Source organism: Bradyrhizobium sp. LjRoot220, from assembly GCF_964252915.1.
Lineage (GTDB): Bacteria > Pseudomonadota > Alphaproteobacteria > Rhizobiales > Xanthobacteraceae > Bradyrhizobium.
Window position 1 is genome coordinate 1,736,205 of the sequence record NZ_CAXUPS020000001.1, and the last position, 20,850, is coordinate 1,757,054.

The 20,850-nt window shown below is 63.2% G+C and carries 21 protein-coding genes and 1 tRNA gene; 14 read left to right on the forward strand and 8 right to left on the reverse strand.

Features of this window, described 5'->3' with window-relative positions; genetic code table 11:
- The first annotated feature begins 350 nt into the window (after positions 1-350).
- A complete protein-coding gene (locus tag ACSQ84_RS07775; RefSeq protein WP_436211015.1) occupies positions 351-704 on the forward strand; it encodes a hypothetical protein in 354 nt (117 codons plus the stop codon).
- A 284-nt stretch (positions 705-988) separates the two neighbouring features.
- On the opposite strand, the gene ACSQ84_RS07780 is transcribed toward ACSQ84_RS07775, so the two are convergent.
- The gene (locus ACSQ84_RS07780; protein ID WP_436211016.1) at positions 989-1,789 is read right to left on the reverse strand and encodes a hypothetical protein; all 801 of its coding nucleotides are present in this window, start codon (positions 1,787-1,789) and stop codon (positions 989-991) included.
- A gap of 54 nt (positions 1,790-1,843) precedes the next feature.
- Here ACSQ84_RS07780 and ACSQ84_RS07785 point away from each other — a divergent pair, with 54 nt between their 5' ends.
- Positions 1,844-2,029, forward strand: a complete 186-nt coding sequence (locus tag ACSQ84_RS07785) for a cold-shock protein (RefSeq protein ID WP_436211017.1) — start codon at positions 1,844-1,846, stop codon at positions 2,027-2,029.
- Here the strand turns inward: ACSQ84_RS07785 and ACSQ84_RS07790 are convergent.
- From ACSQ84_RS07790 to ACSQ84_RS07805, 4 genes are all read right to left on the reverse strand, one after another.
- The gene (locus ACSQ84_RS07790) at positions 2,026-2,418 is read right to left on the reverse strand and encodes a tyrosine-type recombinase/integrase (RefSeq protein ID WP_436211018.1); all 393 of its coding nucleotides are present in this window, start codon (positions 2,416-2,418) and stop codon (positions 2,026-2,028) included. The two genes, ACSQ84_RS07785 and ACSQ84_RS07790, sit on opposite strands and share 4 nt — an antisense overlap.
- The gene (locus ACSQ84_RS07795; protein WP_436211019.1) at positions 2,415-2,696 is read right to left on the reverse strand and encodes a tyrosine-type recombinase/integrase; all 282 of its coding nucleotides are present in this window, start codon (positions 2,694-2,696) and stop codon (positions 2,415-2,417) included. The genes ACSQ84_RS07790 and ACSQ84_RS07795 overlap by 4 nt, the downstream gene beginning before the upstream one ends.
- A 12-nt stretch (positions 2,697-2,708) precedes the next feature.
- Positions 2,709-3,263, reverse strand: coding sequence for a tyrosine-type recombinase/integrase (locus ACSQ84_RS07800; protein ID WP_436211020.1), 555 nt, complete (start codon positions 3,261-3,263; stop codon positions 2,709-2,711).
- 177 nt (positions 3,264-3,440) lie between these two features.
- Positions 3,441-3,515, reverse strand: a tRNA-Asn gene (locus ACSQ84_RS07805).
- Positions 3,516-3,785: 270 nt separating this feature from the next.
- On the opposite strand from ACSQ84_RS07805, the gene ACSQ84_RS07810 reads away from it, so the two are divergent.
- The 6 genes from ACSQ84_RS07810 (at position 3,786) to ACSQ84_RS07835 (ending at position 11,073) form a co-directional block, all read left to right on the forward strand.
- A complete protein-coding gene (locus ACSQ84_RS07810; protein ID WP_436211021.1) occupies positions 3,786-3,962 on the forward strand; it encodes a hypothetical protein in 177 nt (58 codons plus the stop codon).
- Positions 3,963-4,097: 135 nt separating this feature from the next.
- Entirely contained in the window at positions 4,098-4,682 is a 585-nt protein-coding gene (locus tag ACSQ84_RS07815; protein WP_436211022.1) for a protein-L-isoaspartate O-methyltransferase family protein, read from the forward strand.
- A gap of 285 nt (positions 4,683-4,967) precedes the next feature.
- Entirely contained in the window at positions 4,968-6,386 is a 1,419-nt protein-coding gene (locus tag ACSQ84_RS07820; RefSeq protein WP_436211023.1) for a TolC family outer membrane protein, read from the forward strand.
- Positions 6,387-6,711: 325 nt separating this feature from the next.
- A complete protein-coding gene (locus ACSQ84_RS07825; RefSeq protein WP_436211024.1) occupies positions 6,712-7,467 on the forward strand; it encodes a PopZ family protein in 756 nt (251 codons plus the stop codon).
- A gap of 168 nt (positions 7,468-7,635) precedes the next feature.
- On the forward strand, positions 7,636-10,503 hold the full coding sequence (locus ACSQ84_RS07830; protein WP_436211025.1) for a valine--tRNA ligase: 2,868 nt from the start codon (positions 7,636-7,638) through the stop codon (positions 10,501-10,503).
- Between the two features lie 183 nt (positions 10,504-10,686).
- Entirely contained in the window at positions 10,687-11,073 is a 387-nt protein-coding gene (locus tag ACSQ84_RS07835; protein WP_436211026.1) for a VOC family protein, read from the forward strand.
- A gap of 660 nt (positions 11,074-11,733) precedes the next feature.
- Here the strand turns inward: ACSQ84_RS07835 and ACSQ84_RS07840 are convergent.
- Positions 11,734-12,339: a DNA-3-methyladenine glycosylase gene (locus tag ACSQ84_RS07840; protein WP_436211027.1), complete on the reverse strand. Its 606-nt coding sequence runs from the start codon at positions 12,337-12,339 to the stop codon at positions 11,734-11,736.
- A 165-nt stretch (positions 12,340-12,504) separates the two neighbouring features.
- Here ACSQ84_RS07840 and lipA point away from each other — a divergent pair, with 165 nt between their 5' ends.
- The 4 genes from lipA to ACSQ84_RS07860 are packed head-to-tail and all read left to right on the forward strand — an operon-like array spanning position 12,505 to position 16,570.
- Positions 12,505-13,464: a lipoyl synthase gene (gene lipA, locus ACSQ84_RS07845; protein WP_436211028.1), complete on the forward strand. Its 960-nt coding sequence runs from the start codon at positions 12,505-12,507 to the stop codon at positions 13,462-13,464.
- 9 nt (positions 13,465-13,473) lie between these two features.
- A complete protein-coding gene (locus ACSQ84_RS07850; protein WP_436211029.1) occupies positions 13,474-13,932 on the forward strand; it encodes a type II toxin-antitoxin system RatA family toxin in 459 nt (152 codons plus the stop codon).
- Position 13,933: 1 nt separating this feature from the next.
- Positions 13,934-14,854, forward strand: coding sequence for an NAD(P)-dependent oxidoreductase (locus ACSQ84_RS07855; protein WP_436211030.1), 921 nt, complete (start codon positions 13,934-13,936; stop codon positions 14,852-14,854).
- A 36-nt stretch (positions 14,855-14,890) separates the two neighbouring features.
- Positions 14,891-16,570 (forward strand): thiamine pyrophosphate-binding protein, encoded by a 1,680-nt coding sequence (locus ACSQ84_RS07860; protein ID WP_436211031.1) that lies wholly within the window; start codon positions 14,891-14,893, stop codon positions 16,568-16,570.
- 15 nt (positions 16,571-16,585) lie between these two features.
- Here the strand turns inward: ACSQ84_RS07860 and ACSQ84_RS07865 are convergent, their stop codons facing one another.
- Both ACSQ84_RS07865 and ACSQ84_RS07870 read right to left on the reverse strand, forming a co-directional pair.
- Positions 16,586-17,188 carry a CinA family protein gene (locus ACSQ84_RS07865; RefSeq protein ID WP_436211032.1) on the reverse strand — a complete coding sequence of 201 codons (603 nt, stop codon included), beginning with the start codon at positions 17,186-17,188 and terminating at the stop codon, positions 16,586-16,588.
- Between the two features lies 1 nt (position 17,189).
- A complete protein-coding gene (locus tag ACSQ84_RS07870) occupies positions 17,190-18,386 on the reverse strand; it encodes a bifunctional 2-C-methyl-D-erythritol 4-phosphate cytidylyltransferase/2-C-methyl-D-erythritol 2,4-cyclodiphosphate synthase (RefSeq protein WP_436211033.1) in 1,197 nt (398 codons plus the stop codon).
- A 285-nt stretch (positions 18,387-18,671) separates the two neighbouring features.
- Here ACSQ84_RS07870 and dusB point away from each other — a divergent pair, with 285 nt between their 5' ends.
- Complete coding sequence (dusB, locus tag ACSQ84_RS07875; RefSeq protein ID WP_436211201.1) at positions 18,672-19,673, forward strand: tRNA dihydrouridine synthase DusB; 1,002 nt, start codon at positions 18,672-18,674, stop codon at positions 19,671-19,673.
- Positions 19,670-20,845, forward strand: coding sequence for a two-component system sensor histidine kinase NtrB (locus tag ACSQ84_RS07880; protein WP_436211034.1), 1,176 nt, complete (start codon positions 19,670-19,672; stop codon positions 20,843-20,845). The genes dusB and ACSQ84_RS07880 overlap by 4 nt, the downstream gene beginning before the upstream one ends.
- Positions 20,846-20,850 lie beyond the last annotated feature (5 nt).

The following is a 20,850-nucleotide window of genomic DNA, read 5'->3' on the forward strand; positions in this document are numbered from 1 at the left end:
TAACGAGCGACCAACGGTCTTTGCCAAGTTACCGCAACTCGGCTGATCGTTCCGAACTAGGTTGGAGTACCTCGCAGCCTCTTTCGCAAGCGCCTCACGGTGGCGCGCATGGTCAGAGTCTCGTGATGGCCCGCATTGCCAGTTTGAAGGCACTGCACCGGCACGGGCCGAAGTCGCCAGCGCCGCGCCGGAAGCGGGTCAAGGCTACCGAATCGTGCGATAATCGAGAGACGACTGGCTGGATTAGATTTTAGGTATACTGATTGAATGGTCCACGGTCACGATGTGTTCCTATAGATCGTGGGGTACTGGCCTGTTTTAGCCCTTAGTGGCCTAAGTTGAATTTGGTAGTGGCCGGTTTTGAAAACCAACTCGCATCCGGTAGTTCTACGGTTGATTTAGATCAACGCCACAATCGAAACGGGTGTATAAGAGTTTATTGCGAGCACGTTCCCGATTCCCAAGAGTCATTTCCGCGCAGCTGCAAAGCATTACGCACGGTCAGAATAGCAGCAATCGAAGATGGCGAAGGAGACCAAATGGTCCTTCCCGAAGAAATGCCGGCGAGCCGATCTCAAATTTTCGACGACAAAGATCGAATGAAAGTGGCGATGGAATCTCTTGAGAAGGAGAATCGCTCGCTGAAAGACCTTGTTATTCAGCTTTCAACGCTCGTTATTCGAAGAGTTACCGGCAAGAAGTAAGGCCGCCTCAGTCCAAGGCCTACAACGAAGACGGCTCGCTTAAAGTTTCGATCGTCCAGCAGGTTTGAACCGCCGCCTGTCGAGAAGCCCCGCGCGCGTGCAGCATCGCAACGCGAATAGAACACTTTTACGGGCTCGCGCCGCCCGCGCGCTGCGGCTGCATGCGTTCGCTTGAGTTGCCCGCTATATGCCCGCCCCCGCAGCCATAGCGCCCCTGCGGGCTTCCCTGCCGTACTTAGGCGGGCTTCACATTGTCCGCGCGGGCGTCCCGGCGCTGCGGGTTCTTAGCTTCCGATGAAGGCGCCGCCACCGCCAACGCTTGGCGGGGTGATGGTGATGCCGCTATTGTGCCCAAGGTCGAACGAGTTCGTCGCTGCGAATGTCGCGCCGCCCGCGCCAGTAATATCGCGGATTCCCGCCCAAGTGATCGTCGGTGCGCCGGACGCGATGGACAACGTCGCCGTGGCACCGTCGACTGCAGATTTAAGCGTGATGGGTTGTGAGCCAGAACTACCGTTCGCGGTGAGCGACGCCAGCACGGTCGTCTGGCTTTGTCCGAACTGAATGTAGTTTGGTGCAGCGACAGTCAGATTTCCATACGTTGTAGCCACGCCGTTAAACTGGAACACGCCGCCAGAAGTGTTCGCCGAGATGGTGATGTTATTATACGACAAGGCACCGCCCGTGATGTTTCGGCTGGTCGTGGTCGTTGCGGTCGCGCGCGGTGCGCGGATATTGAACGGCACTTTCCTAAAGCCGGACATCCGTCCCAAGATCGTCTGCGGACGCAGAAATTCAACGAAGGCGCTGGAAATCGGCTGGAGCTGTGCGAGCGGCGCGGCCCAAGTCGTGTCGGTTGTCGTGCCAGCGGAAACGACTGATCGGCGAACGACATCGATAAACCGCGAGAGCGGCTGTCGCGCTTCGAAGATTTTCACCGCGTGGAATGGATCGCCCTTTGCCAGCATCAGGCTTGCCGCGTAGTGCGCGAACGCCAGCGCCTTGCCCGCAGTTTCGGCGCGCCCGGCGGTTTGGGCCGGCGGCGGCCACGTTTCCAGCTTCGAATGGCCGTGGGATGCCGCCACCTTCGATCGCCCCGCCTATGAACGATTCTTTTCGGGCAAGCGCTTGGTGCAGCAATGACTGTGCAAACCGGCGTGATCAAAGTCTGGCGCGATGATCGCGGCTTCGGGTTTATTACGCGGGACGACGGCGAGCGCGATCTCTTCTGTCACTTCAGCAATTGCGTCGACGGGTTTCAGCCAGCCCGCTCCTGTGCGGCAGCCGTCGTCGGTTTATCCACATATGTAGGTGTTCTCTTTTAGACACCTGCACCTTTTCGGGCGGGTGCATTGATCGGCACCACGTTGTTCCCGACCCATGTGTCGATGCGGTCGGCCCAGTGCTGCAACAGCTTGGCGCGTGCCCCGATCAACGCTAACGGACCGGCGCGGTTATAGATCGCCCGGACGCTGCTCTCATCGAGATGGGCGAGCTGCAGTTCGATCAGGTCGCCGTCCCACATCTTGTTTTCGTCGCGGTCGACTTCGGCGTTGCACAGCGTCGAGAGCGACGTTCGGAAACCATGGGCGCAGTGCTGCTCGCTGGTGTCATAGCCGAGATCGCGCAGCCGCTTGCAGAGCGTGTTGTCGGAGATCGGGGCGTCACGGCTGCACGAGAACACAAACTGGCGTTGTCCGGTCAGCCGCTTCATCTGTTCGAGGATAGCGAGTGCCGCCGCGATAACGGCACGACATGCTCCTTTTCCATTTTCATTTTCTCGGCCGGGATGATCCAGCGCGCTTGGCTAAAATCGAAGTCGCTCCAGTCGGCGCTCGCGATCTCGCCGGGCCGCACCACGGTCAGCGAGATGAAGCGCAGCGCATGCCCGACCACGTCATTGAACCGGGCGCGCGCGAATGGCACGGCCATGGTCTGGAACAGGATCGCCACGGCCTTGGGATCGGTGAGGCCGGGGCGTGGCTCCGACACGTTCGCTATCAACTACTTGCTCAAGTTGCGGAACGGGTTGTAGTCGGTGCCTTCGACATCGGCGTAGACGCAGATTTGCTCGCCGGTCGAACGGATGCGGTCGCGCTTTTCCAGTGTCCCGGCCCGCTCGATCTTCTTGAGGTAGAGCAGAACGTCGGGCCGCTTGACGGCGGGGATCAGCCGGGTGCCGAACTCGGCCTTGAGATAGCCGACGTTGCGCGCCTTGCCGTCTATGGTCTTTTGGTCCCAGAGCTGGCGCTCTTTCTCCAGCCATGCATCGGCCCATTCGCCGAAGGTGAGGGCGGCGGCATGCGCCCGCTTGGCTTCCTGCCTTGTGACCCCGGGATCGATTCCGCCTGCAAGCTGCACCTTGGCCGCGTCGCGCTTGGTGCGGGCCTCGGCGAGCGTCAGCGCCGGGTAGGCCCCAAAGGAAAGCTTCTTGGACTTGCCCGCGAACCGGTAGGCCATGTTCCAGAGCTTGGCGGGCGGCGTCACCACAAGGCGCAGCCCGCCGCCGTCGCTCATCTTATAGGGCCTGGCGTTCCGGCAAGCGGTGTCGGTCAGCATGGCGGTCCCCTTCCGTTCCAGAAGGCCCACACAAAGGCCCACAAAAAATCCGGCTGCCCTCGCACGCGCGCGGACAGGCTCGAACGAAAGAGTATTGAGAAGTGCCTGATTTACAAGGGTAAGTGGGCGTTCCGCGCGTCCGACGTTGTTCGGAACTGTGCGGCCAAAACCGCTAACTGGCTCCCCGGGCTGGATTCGAACCAGCGACCATTCGATTAACAGTCGAATGCTCTACCGCTGAGCTACCGAGGAATAGGCGAAACGAACGTTCGCGAGCGGGCAGCGTATAACAAAGCCTTCCGGGCTTGCAAAGGACCAAATGACCTTCTCCGGCGCGATGGCAGATCGGACCTAAAATCCACGGCGGCTCAACGATGTGCCGCCGTTTCCGGTCCGGTGAGGGACATCGCCCGCAACCCGCCCGCGCAAAGCCGGCATCCGCGCGGGGTACGGCGCAGGCCGCCAATTCGACTCAATCCGCCCTGAGCTTTGAAGCTGCCGGGTTTAACAGGAGCCGATTCGATGCCAACCATTGCCGCCGACCTGAAAGCCGTGCCGTCAATCGTGCCGAGCGATGTTCCCAGCCTGAGCGACGACGAATGCCTGTTCCGGCTCGCGCGGGCGCTTCAGGAGCAGGATTCCGAGCATCTGGACGAGGTGGCGCAGCTGATCGGCCGGCTTGCCGTCACGATCGAGTAGGCGCGCTTTTCTGCCGAATCCTGCGCTGGATTGGCGTGCGCGCCCGGCGTGTTGCGTTTTGCCGGAGCTTGTACCAAAGATGACCCGGTTTCAGCTCTCCCGGCGCCACCGCCGCTTGCTCTCAGGGTCCTGCCAATGTCCGGTTTTTCGACCGCGCGCCAGAAAATGGTCGATGGTCAGGTGCGTCCGAGCGACGTCACCGATTTCCGCATCATCGACGCCATGTTGGCGGTGCCGCGCGAGACCTTTGTCCCCGAAAACAAGCGCGCCTTGGCCTATCTGGACCTCGATCTGGAGGTCGGCGAGGGCGGTTCGCAAAAGCAGTTCCTGATCAAGCCCGCGGTGCTGGCGAAGATGCTGCAGGCCGCCGAAATCAAGGACACCGACAGTGTCCTGGTGGTCGGCCGCGATGGTGGATATGCCGCCGCCGTGATCGGCAAATTCGCCGGACAGATCCATAGCGCGACAGGCGCGGACGGGAATCCCGCGAAAGCCCCCTTCGACGTCATCGTCCTGAATGGCGCGACCGAGATCGTGCCGGAAAAGCTCTATGGGCAACTCCGCGACGGCGGCCGTCTGGTCGGGGTTTTCGCAATGTCGCTGCCACAGCGGGCTACCATCGTGACCCGTTCCCATGACGATTTCGGGAACCGGGCGCTGTTCGACGCCGCCGCGCCCGTGCTGCCCGGCATGGAACGGCTCCCCGCGTTCGTTTTTTAGGCGCATTTTGCGAAAGCCTGCCCCGGGACGTGATCCGGGGCGGTCCCCGGTTCGCCTGAAGATAACGCGTCACAGCCGAAACACGCCCATTCCGGGCGTTAAAATCCCGTTCTGAATCAGAAGTGTGGCCCGTTTGCCCCACGTGAAGAGTTTCGTTCGCATTTGCTTGCTGGGTGGTTCCGTCCGGCTTAGGTGCGGAATAAGGTGAGCCGGGACTCACTTCGACTGAAGCGGCGTCCGGTTCTTGTATTGGGGCCGGCGAACTAGATGAATGGATTACCAGGGATGCGTGGGGTGAAGGTTTTCACTGGAGCTGCGGCTTCGGTCCTTCTGTTAGCTTTGACGGGCCCGATGCCCGCCCTGGCCGAAACGATCGAGGCCGCGCTGGTGCGCGCCTATCAGAACAACCCGCAGCTCAACGCACAGCGCGCCCAGGTGCGCTCCATCGACGAAGGCGTGCCGCAGGCATTATCGGGCTATCGCCCGAGGGTCGCCGTCACCGCCAGTGCCGGTTACCAATATACCGACACGCTTCTCAATTCTGGCGGTACCACCGCGGAGGGCCTGCCCCTCGTGGTTTCCCAGCAGTCTCACGGCACCAATGCCCCGCGCAGCATCGGCGCTACCGTCACGCAGAACCTGTTCAACGGCCAGCAGACCGCCAACCGGACCCGCGCTGCCGAAAGCCAGGTTTCCTCATCCCGCGAAGGCCTGCGTGTGATCGAGCAGGCGGTACTGTTGTCGGCCGCCACCATCTATATGGACTATCTCCGTGACTCCGCGATCGTCGAGGTTCAGAAGAGCAACGTTCGTGTGCTCGAGCAGACGCTGAAGCAGACCAAGGACCGCTTCAACGTCGGCGAAGTAACCCGCACCGACGTCGCGCAATCGGAAGCCCAACTTGCCGCCGGCAGGACCCAGCAGCTCACCGCCGAGTCGAACCTGAACGCCACGCGATCGAATTACCGCCGCATCATCGGCGACGAGCCTGTAGCGCTGGCCCCGGGCTCTCCAGTCGATCGGTATTTGCCGCCCACGCTGGCCGGCGCGGTCGAACTCGGCCTGACGCAGAACCCGAACGTTACCGCTGCCATGTTCGGCATCGACGTCAACTATCTCCAGGTCAAGGTCAACGAAGGTGCATTGTTGCCGACCGTGAACCTGGTGGCATCAGTGCAGCAATCCTACGAACAGACCTTGAGCTTCTACCGCCAGTTCGGCGCGTCGGCGGTCGCACAGTTGAACGTGCCGGTCTACAATGGTGGCGCCGAATATGCGCTGATCCGCCAATCCAAGGAAACACTGGCGCAGCAGCGCCTCGTTCTCGAACAGCAGCGGGATCAGGCCCGCGCCAACGTCGTCACCGCCTGGGGCCAACTGGTCGCCGGCAAGGCGCAGGTGCAGTCCGCCCAATCGCAGGTGACGGCGTCCGAGATCGCGCTCAACGGCGTTCGCGAGGAAGCCAAGGCCGGACAGCGCACCACGCTCGACGTGCTGAACGCGCAGCAGGCGCTGGTCAACGCGCGCGTCGCGCTGGTCACCGCCCAGCACGACCGCGTTGTTGCGTCCTACTCCGTGCTCGACAAGGTCGGGCGTTTGTCACCGATCGTGCTCAAGCTGCCGACCACGACCTATGATCCGAGCGTGCATTATCATCAGGTGCGCGACAGCTGGGCCGGTGTTCGCACGCCCGACGGCCGCTGATTTTTCCCGGCTATCCGCATGCGTGCGGGGATGACAACATCAACGATGTCGCCACCCGACGGGGAGTACGCGGGGTGCGTTGTTGCAATCACTTGTTGCCGTGACATACCTTTCTAGGAGGTAACCGGGCGATTCGTGCCGCTTTTTCGTATCTATGGCCGCGCGCCAGGTTGCCTTGAAGGGGGAGCGGAACCCCGCGCGATGCATCGGGCGGGGTTGATCTGGGGACAAGTCTGGCCTGTGCGATGAAAATCCCGGCCTGCATATCCGGAACCGGCAAACCCCGAGTGGCTTGGTGTAAAATGGTTTCGATGTGGAGTCGGCGATGACGCAACCTGCAAAGGTCCAAGAGCCCTCGATGGAGGAGATTCTGGCGTCGATCCGTCGCATCATTGCCGACGACGAAGCCAAGCCTGGTGACGCCAAACCAGCTGAAGCGAAGCCGGCTGCCGAGAAGCCCGCAAGCCCGCCGCCAGCCGCAAAGCCCGAGCCGCTGGCCGCCAAGGCGCCGGCGATGAAGGATATTCCGCCGTCGGCGATCGCGCCAAAGCCGGCGGCGCCCAAACCGGCTCCGCCGCCTGCGCCGGAGCCCGCCGCCAGCAACAACCAGGACGACATCGACGCGATGTTGGCGAGCCTCGATGCGGCGACGCCCGAGGCCGACATCCGGCCGGCGCAGCCCGAGGCCGACGTGTTCGAACTGACCGATGAGATGGCGATGCCGGATCCGCAGCCGGCGGCATCCGCATTCCACAAGATCGAGCCGCAGGACGACATCGAGTTTACCGAGACCGCCGCCGTCAGGGCGCTGCACCGGCAGCCGGCCTATGAGCCGCCGCCGTTTGAAAGTGCCGCAGCTGCGCCGGGGCCGCAGATCTTGTCGCGCTCGACCGTATCCGCGGTCGAATCCGCCTTCAATTCGCTGGCCAATACCGTACTGAGCAACAACGCCCGGACGCTGGAAGACCTGGTCAAGGAAATGTTGAGGCCGATGCTGAAATCCTGGCTCGACGACAATCTGCCGGGATTAGTCGAAAAGCTCGTCAAGGCCGAAATCGAGCGGGTTTCGCGCGGGCGCTGAGCCCTGTACGACGCCCCTCAGGACCCTTGGCAGGCCCGTTCCGGCCCTCATTCAGCCACCCAAAACGGGCCTAATCGCGCTTTCGGCGGCCGTCAGGTTGACTTGACGCCCTCCGGCGGCTTTCTAGCCTCCTCAACACCCCCAATTGCACTGTCCAATTGCATTGTCATGATTGAAAAAAACTACCAGCCCGCCGATATCGAAAGCCGCATGAGCAGCCTTTGGGAGGCGAGCGGCGCGTTCAAGGCCGGCCGCCCCGAGCGCAAGGACGCCGAGCCCTTCACCATCGTGATCCCGCCGCCGAACGTCACGGGATCGCTGCATATGGGCCACGCGCTCAACAACACCTTGCAGGACATCCTCTGCCGCTTCGAGCGGATGCGCGGCCGTGACGTGCTGTGGCAGCCCGGCACCGATCACGCCGGCATCGCGACCCAGATGGTGGTCGAGCGGCAGTTGATGGAGCGCCAGGAGCCGGGCCGGCGCGAGCTCGGCCGAGCCAAATTCCTCGAGCGCGTCTGGCAGTGGAAGGCCGAAAGCGGCGGCGTCATCGTCAACCAGCTGAAGCGGCTCGGCGCCTCCTGCGACTGGTCGCGCGAGCGTTTCACGATGGACGAAGGCCTGTCGCGCGCCGTCGCCAAGGTGTTCGTCGAACTGCATCGCGCCGGCCTGATCTACAAGGACAAGCGGCTGGTCAATTGGGACCCCAAGCTGCTCACCGCGATCTCCGATCTCGAGGTGCAGCAGGTCGAGGTCAAGGGCAGTCTTTGGTACCTGCGCTATCCGATCGAAGGCAAGACCTTCAATCCCGACGATCCCACGACCTTCATCGTGGTCGCGACCACGCGGCCCGAGACGATGCTGGGCGACACGGCTGTTGCCGTGCATCCGGACAACGAACGGCTCGGACATCTGATCGGCCAGCACGTCATCCTTCCGCTGGTCGGCCGCCGCATCCCTGTTGTCGGCGACGATTACGCCGATCCGGAAAAAGGATCGGGCGCGGTCAAGATCACGCCGGCGCACGACTTCAACGACTTCGAAGTCGGCAAGCGCCATGGCCTGGCGCAGATCAGCGTGTTGGACCAGGAGGGCTGCATGGCCCTCGTTGGCAACGAGGACTATCTGCGCGGCTTGCCGGAAGGCGCGTCGCAGTTCGCGGAAGAATTCCACCATGTCGAGCGCTTCGCCGCCCGCAAGCGCATCGTCACACGCCTGGAGGAATTCGGCTTCCTCGAAAAGATCGAGCCGAACACCCACGCGGTGCCGCACGGCGATCGTTCCGGTGTGGTGCTCGAGCCCTATCTCACCGACCAATGGTACGTCGACGCCAAGACGATGGCGCAGCCCGCGATGGCGGCGGTGCGCTCGGGCGCGACCACCTTCGTACCGAAGAACTGGGAAAAGACCTATTTCGAATGGATGGAGAACATCCAGCCCTGGTGCATTTCCCGCCAGCTCTGGTGGGGTCATCAGATCCCGGCCTGGTACGGCCCGGACGGCAAGGTGTTCGTCGCCGAGACCGAAGAGGAAGCCGTCGGCAATGCGCTCGGCTATTACGTCGAGCAGGAAGTCATCACGCCGGAGCAGGGACAGGCGATGGCGGAGGATCCCGCCAAGCGCGAGGGTTTTATCGTCAGAGACGAGGACGTGCTCGACACCTGGTTCTCCTCAGGCCTGTGGCCGTTCTCGACGCTTGGCTGGCCGGATGAGACGCCGGAGCTCGCGCGCTACTACCCGACCAATGTGCTGGTGACGGGTTGGGACATCATCTTCTTCTGGGTCGCCCGGATGATGATGATGGGCCTTCACTTCAAGCAGGAAGTGCCGTTCTCGACCGTCTACATCCACCGCCTGGTTCGCGACGAGAAGGGCGCGAAGATGTCGAAGTCGAAAGGCAACGTCATCGATCCCCTCGGCGTCATCGACGATTTCGGCGCCGACGCGCTGCGCTTTGCATTGGCGCGCGGGGCCGCGCACAGCCACGACATCAAGTTGTCGTCGCAACTCGTTGAAACCAATCGTAATTTCGCGACCAAGCTGTGGAATTCCTGCCGCTTTGCCGAAATGAATGGCTGTGTGATGCCGGCGGGTTTCGATCCGACGGGTGCGAACGAGACACTGAACCGCTGGATCGCGCACGAGACCTCGCGCGCTACGCGCGAAGTCACCGAGGCGATCGAGGCCTATCGCTTCAACGACGCCGCGAACGCTATCTATCGCTTCGTCTGGAACGTTTATTGCGACTGGTACATCGAACTCGCAAAACCGATGTTGCTGGGCGAGGAGGGCGCGGCAAAGACCGAGACGCGCGCCATGGTGGCCTGGGCGCGGGACGAGATTCTGAAACTCTTGCATCCGTTCATGCCCTTCATCACCGAGGAACTGTGGGCCGTCACGGCCAAGCGCGACGGTCTGCTGGTACTGGCCGAATGGCCGCGCAAGGCGGGCGCGATGACGGCTGAGCACTTGGCGTCGGCGGCAATGGCGGGCCCGAACGATCCGTTGATCCCGTCGGTCCTTGCTTTGCTCGACGCCGGTGAGTTCAGCGATCCCGCGGCCGAGGCTGAAATCGGTTGGGTGGTCGATCTCGTCACCGCGATCCGATCGGTGCGCGCGGAAATGAACATTGCGCCAGCGACGCTGACGCCGCTGGTGCTGTCGGGCGCGTCCGCTGAAACCAGGGACCGCGCGCGACGCTGGAGCGATACCGTCAAGCGCATGGCGCGGCTCGCCGAGATTTCCTTTGCTGACCGGCCGCCGGAAGGCGCAGTGCAATTATTGGTGCGCGGCGAAGTCGTGGCGCTACCGCTCAAGGGCGTGATCGATCTGGCGGCCGAAAAAGCCCGGCTCGACAAGGAAATCGCCAAGGCCGACGCCGATATCAAGCGGGTCGATGCCAAGCTCGGCAACGAGAAATTCGTCGCCAATGCGCCCGAAGAGATCGTCGAGGAAGAGAAAGAGAAGCGCGAAGCGGCCGTGGCGCGAAAAGAGAAGGTTCTCGAAGCACTGGAGCGGCTGAAGAACGCGTCGTAGACGAAGGGGATACCTGACGTTAGTTCCGTCATCCCCGCGCAACGGCCGCGCCGTTGTCGCTGGAGGTGCGAGCGCAGCGAGCCTCGAAGGATGTGCGGCCACAGATCGGGCCGTCGCCCTTCGAGGCGCGCAAGAGCGCGCACCTCAGGGTGACGGATTACGATAAGTGCGGAGCTAGCTTGTATGCTGGACCACGTCTCCATCACGGTCTCCGACATCGCCGCCGCCGAGCGGTTCTACGACGCCATCATGAAAGCGCTCGGCGTCGTCAAGGTCGGCCGCCGCGACGACTGGCTCGGTTATGGCGAGCGGGCGCGCCCGGCCTATCCGGACCGGGTCTATCTCACCATCCGCAAAGGCCCGAAACCAGAGGACGCCTTCGGCCGCCATTGGTGCTTCAAGGCCCGCTGGCAAACCCAGGTCGACGCGTTCTGGGACGCCGGCATCGCGGCGGGCGGCACCGACGACGGCCCGCCGGGCTTGCGCGACTATCACGCGTCGTACTACGCCGCGTTCCTGCGCGACCCCGACGGCAACCGCATCGAGGCAGTCTGCCATCACGCGCTGTGAAAACCGAGGTAGCCGCGACGGGTTGACCGGACGGCCGCGCCCGGCGCAGGCCGGCTAAGTTACTTCTGCTATTCGGAAATCTTGTCAAGCCCCAAAATAAAAAATATTTCGCTTTTACAGAAAGTAAAATCAGGGGTATATCTTTGGCCATCCCGTCCTACTCAGAAGGGCGTCGGCCGTCGTCACGGACGTTGGATGGGTTGCGGTGGACGCTGATGTTGCGATGGACGATCGTAACAAAGGCGTACGGCAAAGACGTGTGGTCCTGACGTCGCGGTGCTGGCGTCAATGCACCTGGAGGCAATAGCTTCCAGGGCGCAACGGAGGCAAAAGAGCCGTTCTCCGGGGAGAGCCCGTTATAAGCCGTAAAGCCATTGCGCAGGGAAGGCCGGGTGTTCACCGCTGCCCTGTATGCTCGTGTGCACTTTATTTTGTGCAAACCGCACACGAGACCGCGGGTGCAGCGCGCACCCGGTCTTCCCTGCGCCCTCTGATTGGAGAGGGCGGGAAGTTTCCAGCAAGCCTCGGGCGCATTGCGTCGCGAGAACGCGAAGCTATTTCCTCGTCATTGCGAGCGAAGCGAAGCAATCCATGTCGCCGCGTAAAGAAAGAATGGATTGCTTCGCTTCGCTCGCAATGACGGCTGAGATAGCTCGACCATCAAAACCCCTTGCTCAAAAACCGCGATCCCTTCAGCCCGTACCGCCACGGCAAATCCACCGCCTTGGTGATGCCGATGCGAATGCCGGAGACGATCTCCGCGTCACCAGCCCGCGCATGCAAGCTGATCGGCGGCACATCCAGCGGATGTCCGCTGTGCTTGATCGTGATGCCAAGCGCTTCGCACAATTTGCCGGGCCCCGAGCACAGCGCGCGCTCGTCATGCAAGCCGCGGCGGCGGCGCATCGCCGGAATGCCATGGGTCGGTTGCAGCGCGCGGATCAGCACCGCGCTGGCCGAACCTTCCTTCTCGCAAACGAAATTGGCACACCAGTGGATGCCGTAGGAGCGATAGACGTAAGCGAAGCCGGGCGGGCCGAACATCACGAGGTTGCGCGGCGTCGGCCCCCGGAACGAATGCGCGGCCGGATCGGTGTGGTGATAGGCCTCGACCTCGACAATGATGCCGCCGACGCCGTCAACCAGCAGCGTGGCGCCGATCAGGTCGGGCGCAACCTCATGCACGCTGCGGGCAAAAAACGCGCGTTTCAGCGGCTTGCCGAGGCGGGGGACCTTTGCGTCGGCCGTTTTGGAGATTTGAACCATTTTGAAGTGGGAATCAGCGGAACAGGTGGAAAGCTCCCAATATGTTGCATGTTTCTGCTAGGTTTCCGCAACAGTTGCGGGCTTGGCGCTGCAACGAGGTTGCGGCGCACCGCGACACGGATTAGCTAAGGTTTCCAGGAATACTCGGGCATATTCGGGCTTAACATGGTCGTTCTCGTCGATACCGTTTCATCCAACCCGGTGCGCCCGCGTCATCCTGAAAAGGTGAACCGGCCGGATGCGCTGTCGCCGCCAAAGCCGGACTGGATCCGGGTCCGCGCGCCGAATACCCGCGGCTACGCCGATACCCGCAAAATCGTCAAGGAGAACGGCCTCGTCACGGTGTGCGAGGAGGCCGGCTGCCCGAATATCGGCGAGTGCTGGGACAAGAAACACGCCACCTTCATGATCATGGGGGACACCTGCACCCGCGCCTGCGCGTTCTGCAACGTCAAGACGGGGATGCCCGGCGCGCTCGATGCGTCAGAACCGGAGCATGTCGCGGTAGCGACCTCAAAGCTCGGGCTCGCCCACATCGTCGTGACCTCGGTGGATCGCGACGATCTCGCCGATGGCGGCGCCGAGCATTTTGCGCAGACTATTCGTGCGATCCGCGCCCGCTGCCCGACCACGACGATCGAAATCCTGACGCCGGATTTCCTGCGCAAGGAAGGCGCGCTGGAGATCGTCGCGGCCGCAAAGCCCGACGTGTTCAACCACAATCTGGAAACCGTGCCGTCGCGTTATCTTACGGTGCGTCCGGGCGCGCGCTATTTCCATTCGATCCGGCTGTTGCAGCGGGTCAAGGAAATCGATCCGACCATCTTCACCAAATCCGGCATCATGGTGGGCCTCGGCGAGGAGCGCCATGAGGTGCTGCAGGTGATGGACGATCTGCGCTCGGCCGACGTCGATTTCCTCACCATCGGGCAATATCTGCAGCCGACCCGCAAGCATCACGCCGTGATGCGCTACGTCACGCCGGACGAGTTCGCAGGCTACGAGAAGGTGGCCTACACCAAGGGCTTCCTGATGGTGTCGGCAAGCCCGCTGACCCGCTCCTCGCATCACGCCGGCGATGATTTCGCCAAGCTGCAGGCGGCGCGCGCGGCGCGATCGCGCTGAGATCTGCCGATGCCGAGGTTTTCCAGCAAGCGGCGGGCCCATCACTCCGCCCAGCAGATGTTCGATCTGGTCGCCGACATCGAGCGCTATCCGGAATTCGTGCCGTTGTGCCATTCGCTGAAAATTCGCCAGCGCACGCCAAAACCAGACGGCACCGAGGTCGTGGTCGCCGACATGACGGTGTCGTTCAAGCTGGTGCGGGAATCCTTCACCAGCCGGGTGACGCTCGATCGTCCCAATCTGAAGATCATGGTGGAATATCTGAAGGGCCCGTTCAGCAATCTGGAAAACCGCTGGAGCTTCGAGCCCAGATCCGAAACCGACTGCGATGTCGGGTTTTTCCTGTCCTACGAATTCAAGAGCCGGATGCTCGCGATGCTGATGGGCACGATGTTCGACGCCGCGTTCCAGCGCTTTGCCGCGGCGTTCGAGAGGCGGGCGGATGTCGTTTATGGAAGGCGGGCGTGACATGACGGCATTGGAACGCGTGGGATTCATCGGCCTGGGCGGAATGGGGCGCGGGCTGGTCAAGAACCTCCTCGCCAAGGGCGTAGCCGTCACGGCTTTCGACATCAACCCTGAGGCGGTCGCGATCGCCAAATCCCAGGGAGCAACGGAAGCGAGCGGTCTGCGCGACATCCGCGATTGCCGCATTATCATGATTTGCGTCAATGCGGCCGAGGACGTCGAGGCCCTGCTGTCGGGGCCCGACGGATTGCTCGCAAGGCCAGTTCCGAACTTCATCGTCGTCGACCACACCACCGGCAGCCCGCAAATGGTCGACAAGCTCGATCGGCTGGTTTGCGCAGCCGGCGGGCGCTATGCCGAAGCGCCGATGACACGCACGCCGAAACACGCCGACGCCGGCCAGGTCAATGTGCTCTACGGCGGAGATGCGGGCTTGCTGGAGGAGTTGCGGCCTTACTTCCAACGCTATGCGGAGAACATCTTCCATATCGGGCCGCTCGGCCACGCCATCCGCCTCAAGTTGATCCACAACTACATCGCCTTCGCCAATGTCGCGGCATGGTGCGAAGGGTTTGCCCTGGCGGCAAAAGACGGCCTCGATCTCAAGCAACTGATCACCATCATCTCGGCCGCGGGCGGCAAGAGCGGCATGCTCGACCTCTATGGCCAGGCCACGCTCGACGGCGACTTCACCCCGCTGATGTCGCTGGCGAACGCGCGCAAGGACGTGCGCTATTACGCGCGCTGGCTGGAAGACGCCGGATTGCCGGGCTTCATGGCGGAAGCCGTGCATCAGACCTACCGGCAGGCCGCCTTGCTCGGTCATGACGGCGAATCCTGCACCGCCGTGATCAAGGCTTACGAGGCTGTCACCGGCGTCGAGGCCCGCGTGCGGCCGCACGATCGAAATGAAAGCAACTGAAATGCGACACGATTTGCGGAACGGAAGGACCATGTGATGGACATCAAGGCACCAATGCGATCCGGCGGGCATATCCTGATCGATCAACTGGCCCTGCACGGCGCCGACACCGTGTTCGGGGTGCCCGGTGAAAGTTTTCTGGCCGCACTCGACGGTATGTATCAGAACCAGCGGGTCCGCTTCGTCAATTCGCGGCATGAGGGCGGCGCGGCCATGATGGCGGACGCCTATGGCAAGCTCACCGGAAAGCCCGGCATTGCCTTTGCGACGCGCGGCCCCGGCGCAACCAATGCTTCCGCCGGCGTTCATGTCGCGTTTCAGGATTCGACGCCGATGATCCTGCTGCTCGGCCAGGTCGGGCGCGACATGATGGAACGCGAGGCATTCCAGGAAATCGACTACCGGCAGATGTTTGGGCCGATGACCAAATGGGTCGCCCAGATCGACGACGCGCGGCGAATTCCGGAATTCATCTCGCGGGCGTTTTATACAGCGACCTCCGGCCGGCCCGGTCCGGTGGTGCTGGCGCTGCCCGAGGATATGCTGACCGACGAGGCGGACGTTCCGGATGCGCAGCCCTACAAGCCGCAAACTGTTGCGCCCGGCGAGGAGAGCCTGCGGCAGTTTGAGGCGCTGCTGGCCGCGGCACGAAAACCGTTGCTGATCGTCGGCGGCGGTGGCTGGAGCGATAAAGCGCGCCGCGACCTCGAAGCTTTCGCGAGCGCGCATGAAGTGCCGGTCAGCGCCTCGTTCCGGTGCCAGGATTATTTCGACAATTTGCATCCCGCTTATGCCGGCCATGTCGGCATCGGCATCTCGCCGAAATTCGCCGAGCGGATTCGTGACAGCGATCTGATCATCGCGCTCGGTGCCCGGCTCGGGGAAATCACGACGTCGGGCTACAGCCTGTTCGACATCCCGCAGCCGAAGCAGCCGCTGGTTCACATCTATCCGGATCCCGAGGAGATCGGCCGCGTCTATGCGCCGACGCTGGGCATCGTGTCGGGGAGCGCGGCGTTCACGGCCGCGATCAGCAAGCTGCAACCGAAACATCGTTCGCGCGCCGACGAGCTCAAGGCGGCGCACGCGGACTATCTCGCCTTTGCCGAGCCGACCCAATCGCCCGGCGATGTTCAGCTCTCGCGGATCGTGCGCGATCTCAGCGAGCGCCTGCCGGAGGATTCGATCATCTGCAACGGCGCCGGCAACTATGCCGTCTGGGTGCATCGCTTCTGGCGTTATCGGCAATTCCGGACCGAGCTGGCGCCGACGTCAGGATCGATGGGATACGGATTGCCGGCGGCGGTAGCGGCCAAGCATCTGCATCCGAATCGGCCAGTGATCGCGTTCGCCGGCGACGGTTGCTTCCAGATGACCGGGAACGAGTTCATGACCGCGGTTGAAAACCGGCTGCCGATCATCGTGGTCGTCTGCAACAACGGCATGTACGGCACCATCCGTATGCATCAGGAGCGGCATTATCCGGGCCGGGTGTCTGGCACCAATCTGGCCAACCCTGACTTCGCCGCGCTCGCGCGCGCCTGCGGCGGCTTCGGCGCCCGGATCGATCGCACCGAGGATTTTGCAAAAACCTTCGATGAAGCCGTGGCCTCACGCCTGCCATCGATTATTGAACTGACGATCAGTCCGGAGGCGCTGACGCCGGCGGCCTCGCTCAGTGAAACCCGTGCCAAGGCGCTGGCCGCGGCAAAATGATGGGGCGGATGATCCTTAGGCCCGCGGTGGCCGCCGCCGCTTGACGGCGCTGCCCCGGGTCGATCGCGCGACGCGCGGTCGCAGCCGGCTTGCGGCTTCGCGGCGCGGCTTGACGGCGGCCTGCGGGCCGCGCGCCAGTTCCATCAGCATGCGCAGCGCCTCGACCACCGAGCGCTGGCGCACGGTGGTGCGGCCGATGGCGCCGAAGCGATGTTCGCGGTGCAGGATCCGCCCGTCGCGCGAGGCGACCGCGAAATGCACCAGCCCGACCGGCTTGCCCGGCGTGGCGCCGCCCGGACCGGCAATGCCGGTAATGGAGACGGCCAGATCGACGCCGGCCTTCTCCAGCGCACCGACCGCCATGGCCGTTGCGGTTTCCTTGCTGACCGCGCCAAAGGTCGCCAGCGTCGTCACCTTGACGCCGAGCATCGTGCGCTTGGCATCGTTGGAGTACGTGACAAAGCCGCGGTCGATGACATCTGAGGAGCCGGGGATATCCGTGAGCGCGCCGGCGACCAGGCCACCGGTGCAGGATTCCGCGGTCGCGATCGTCAGCTTGCGCATCCGGCACAGATCGAGCAGCGAGCGGGAGAGGGCGCGGGCGTCGCTGCCGCTCATGTTACTCGCTCCGACCCTGATCGTCCCAGGGCAGCCGGATGGTGGCGCACGCGGTCGCGGCGATGCCTTCCTCGCGGCCGGTAAAGCCCAGCCGTTCGCTGGTCGTCGCCTTGACGGCGACGCGCGAGATGTCGAGCCCGGTGATCTCGGCGATACGTGCGCGCATGGTATCGCGCAGCGGTCCGATCTTGGGACGCTCGCAGATCAGCGTGACCTCGAGATTGGCAATACGGCCGCCATGCGCGGCGACGCGATCGACCGCATATTTCAGGAACCGGTCGGAGGCCGCGCCCTTCCATTTGGGATCGCTGGGCGGAAAGTGCGAACCAATATCACCGTCTGCCAGCGCGCCAAGAATTGCATCGACCATGGCGTGCAGGCCGACGTCGCCGTCGGAATGGGCGAGAAAGCCGCGTGTGTGCGGCACCCGGACGCCGCAGATCATCAGATGGTCGCCGTCGCCGAAGGCGTGCACGTCATATCCGGTGCCGGTCCTGATGTCGCCGAGCATGGCGCCGAGGCGGGCTTCCTCGCGGACGAAATCTTGGGGGGTCGTGAGCTTCATGTTCGCAGGATCGCCTTCAAAGGTCGCCACCGTCAATCCCGCCCATTCGGCGAGCGCGGCATCATCGGTGAAATCGCTGCGACCCTCGCGCGCCGCGCGGCGATGCGCTTCGAGGATCACGTCGAAACGAAAGGCCTGTGGCGTTTGCGCGATGCGCAAGCGCGCGCGGTCCGGCGTGGCTTCGACATCGCCGGCTTCGCCGACCTGTTTGATCGTATCGGTGACGGCAATCGCAGGCACCGCAGCGCCGGTGCGGCCGGCGGCTTCGATCGCGCGCGAAATCACCGCCGGTGTCACGAACGGGCGCGCGGCGTCGTGGATCAGAACGATGTCGGGTCTCTCGCTGGCCAGCGCCTCGAGTCCGGCGTGCACCGAGGCCTGGCGCGTCGCGCCGCCATTGGTTGGCGGCTGATGGCGCAAACCAACGACGGCTGCGTTGAAGATCGCGACGTCGTCGGGATTCACAACCGGCTGCACGGCAAACACATCGCTGTGGCGGCAGAACGCTTCCATCGCCCGGAAGATCACGGTCTGGCCGCCGATCGTCCGATATTGCTTCGGCCCTCCGGCGCCGGCGCGAAGCCCGCGCCCGGCTGCGACGAGGATGGCTGCTGTACGCTCAGATTTCGGCATTTGATTCTATTATGGATGGATCGGGCGATTGAAGGGGATCGGTACCTTGCGGCGCACAGCCCTTACCATGCCGAATGCGTAAAAGCAGAGCCTTTCCCGACGGCTGTGGGAAATGCAGTTCTTGTTGCAGTGCACTTGCACAAATGATAGAACTGTCTAAAGTGTAGGCATGAAGCTTGACTGCCCAAGATTTGTGCTCACAATATGCGTCGACAGTAGCAATGCCGCTATTGCCACACCAATGAGAACACCGTGACCGGCCTGGACTCGCCACGCCCTAAGATGTTGAAGATAGGTGATATTTCGGTCGAAAACCGGGTTCTCCTCGCACCAATGTCCGGCGTCACAGATGCCCCGTTTCGACGCCTTGCCGCCGCCCTTGGGGCGGGACTCGTCGTCTCAGAGATGACGGCAAGCGACGACCTCGTGCATGGCCGCCCGATGTCGGTGTTGCGCTGCGAGGCGTCCGGAATCGGCCCGCACGTCGTTCAGCTTGCTGGTTGCCAAACCCATTGGATGGCGGAGGGGGCAAAGGTCGCGGAGGCCGCCGGCGCCGACATCATCGACATCAATATGGGTTGCCCAGCGCGTCACGTCACCGGCGGCCAGTCCGGCTCTGCGCTGATGCGCGATCTCGATCATGCGCTGAAACTGATCGAGGCGACGATCGCCGCCGTCACGGTTCCGGTGACGCTGAAGATGCGGCTCGGCTGGGATCACCACTCGCTCAATGCCCCCGAACTCGCGCGCCGTGCGGAAGCCGCAGGTGTGCAGATGATCACGGTGCACGGGCGCACCCGCTGCCAGTTCTACAAGGGCGAGGCGGATTGGAGCGCGGTGCGCGCGGTCCGGGATGCGATCTCGGTTCCGCTCGTCGTCAATGGCGACATCACTTCGTTCGAGAAGGCGGTCAGCGCGCTCGACATGTCGGGTGCCGATGCCGTCATGATCGGCCGCGGCGCGCAGGGACAGCCCTGGCTGCCGGGCCAGATCGGACGCCAGCTCGAAACCGGCAAGTCCGAAGCCGCCCCCTCGCTGTCCGAACAGCTCGCACACATCCGCGCCCTCTATGACGAAGTCTGCCGCCTTTACGGTTTGCGCATCGGCCTCAAGCACGCGCGCAAGCACCTCGGCTGGGCGCTTGAGTTCGCTGCCGCATGCAGCCGCGCGCCGGCGGCGACACTCAAGAGCTGGCGGCAAGAGATTCTGACGGCGGAGGATCCTCGCCGGGTACATCGATCGCTGCAGGACGCCTACGACGATTTTGCATGGAGTGCTGCTGCATGAATTCAGCCGCAGAACAACGCCGGCGCGCGCCCTCCGAGGCCGAGGCGATTCTCAATGCGCTGCCGAATCCGGTGCTGCTGATCGCGCCGGATGGCCGCATCGTCGATGCCAACATCGCCGCCGAATCCTTCTTCGAGATTTCGACCCAGTTCCTGCAACGGCAGTCGCTGAAAGAGCTGGTGCCGTTCGGCAGTCCGCTGCTGGCGCTGATCGATCAGGTGCGATCGAGCGGCTCGCCGGTCAACGAGTACAAAGTCGATCTCGGCACGCCCAGGATCGGCGGCGACCGCCAGGTCGATCTTCACGTAGCCCCGCTGACGGAGCGGCCGGGCCACATCGTCGTGATGCTCCAGGAGCGCACCATCGCCGACAAGATGGACCGGCAATTGACGCACCGAAGTGCGGCGCGTTCGGTGATCGCGCTGGCGGCGATGCTGGCGCATGAAATCAAGAATCCGCTGTCCGGCATTCGCGGCGCGGCGCAATTGCTGGAACAGGCGGCCTCGTCCGAGGACCGCATGCTGACGCGGCTGATCTGCGACGAGGCCGACCGCATCGTCACGCTGGTCGACCGCATGGAAGTGTTCGGCGACGACCGGCCGGTGGCGCGCGGTCCCGTCAACATTCATTCCGTGCTCGACCACGTCAAACGGCTGGCGCAATCGGGTTTTGCCCGCAACGTCCGCTTCGTCGAGGAATACGATCCATCGCTGCCGCCGGTGCTGGCCAATCAGGACCAGCTCATTCAGGTCTTCCTCAATCTGGTGAAGAACGCCGCCGAGGCGGTCGCCGATCTCGGCAGCGACGCCGAAATCCAGCTCACCACCGCGTTCCGCCCGGGGGTCCGCCTGTCGGTACCGGGCAAGAAGTCGCGGGTATCGCTACCGCTCGAATTCTGCGTCAAGGACAACGGCTCCGGCGTGCCGGAAGACCTGCTGCCGAACCTGTTCGATCCCTTCGTGACCACCAAGCAAACCGGCAGCGGGCTTGGTCTCGCGCTGGTTGCAAAAATCGTCGGCGATCACGGCGGCATCATCGAATGCGAATCCCAGCCGCGGAAGACCACGTTCCGCGTCCTGCTGCCGATGTTCAACCCCACCAAGCACTTCGACCACAGCAATCGCGATGACGTTTCGGGTACGCCGTCGCCTGCCGCACAGGCCGCAAGATGAGGAAT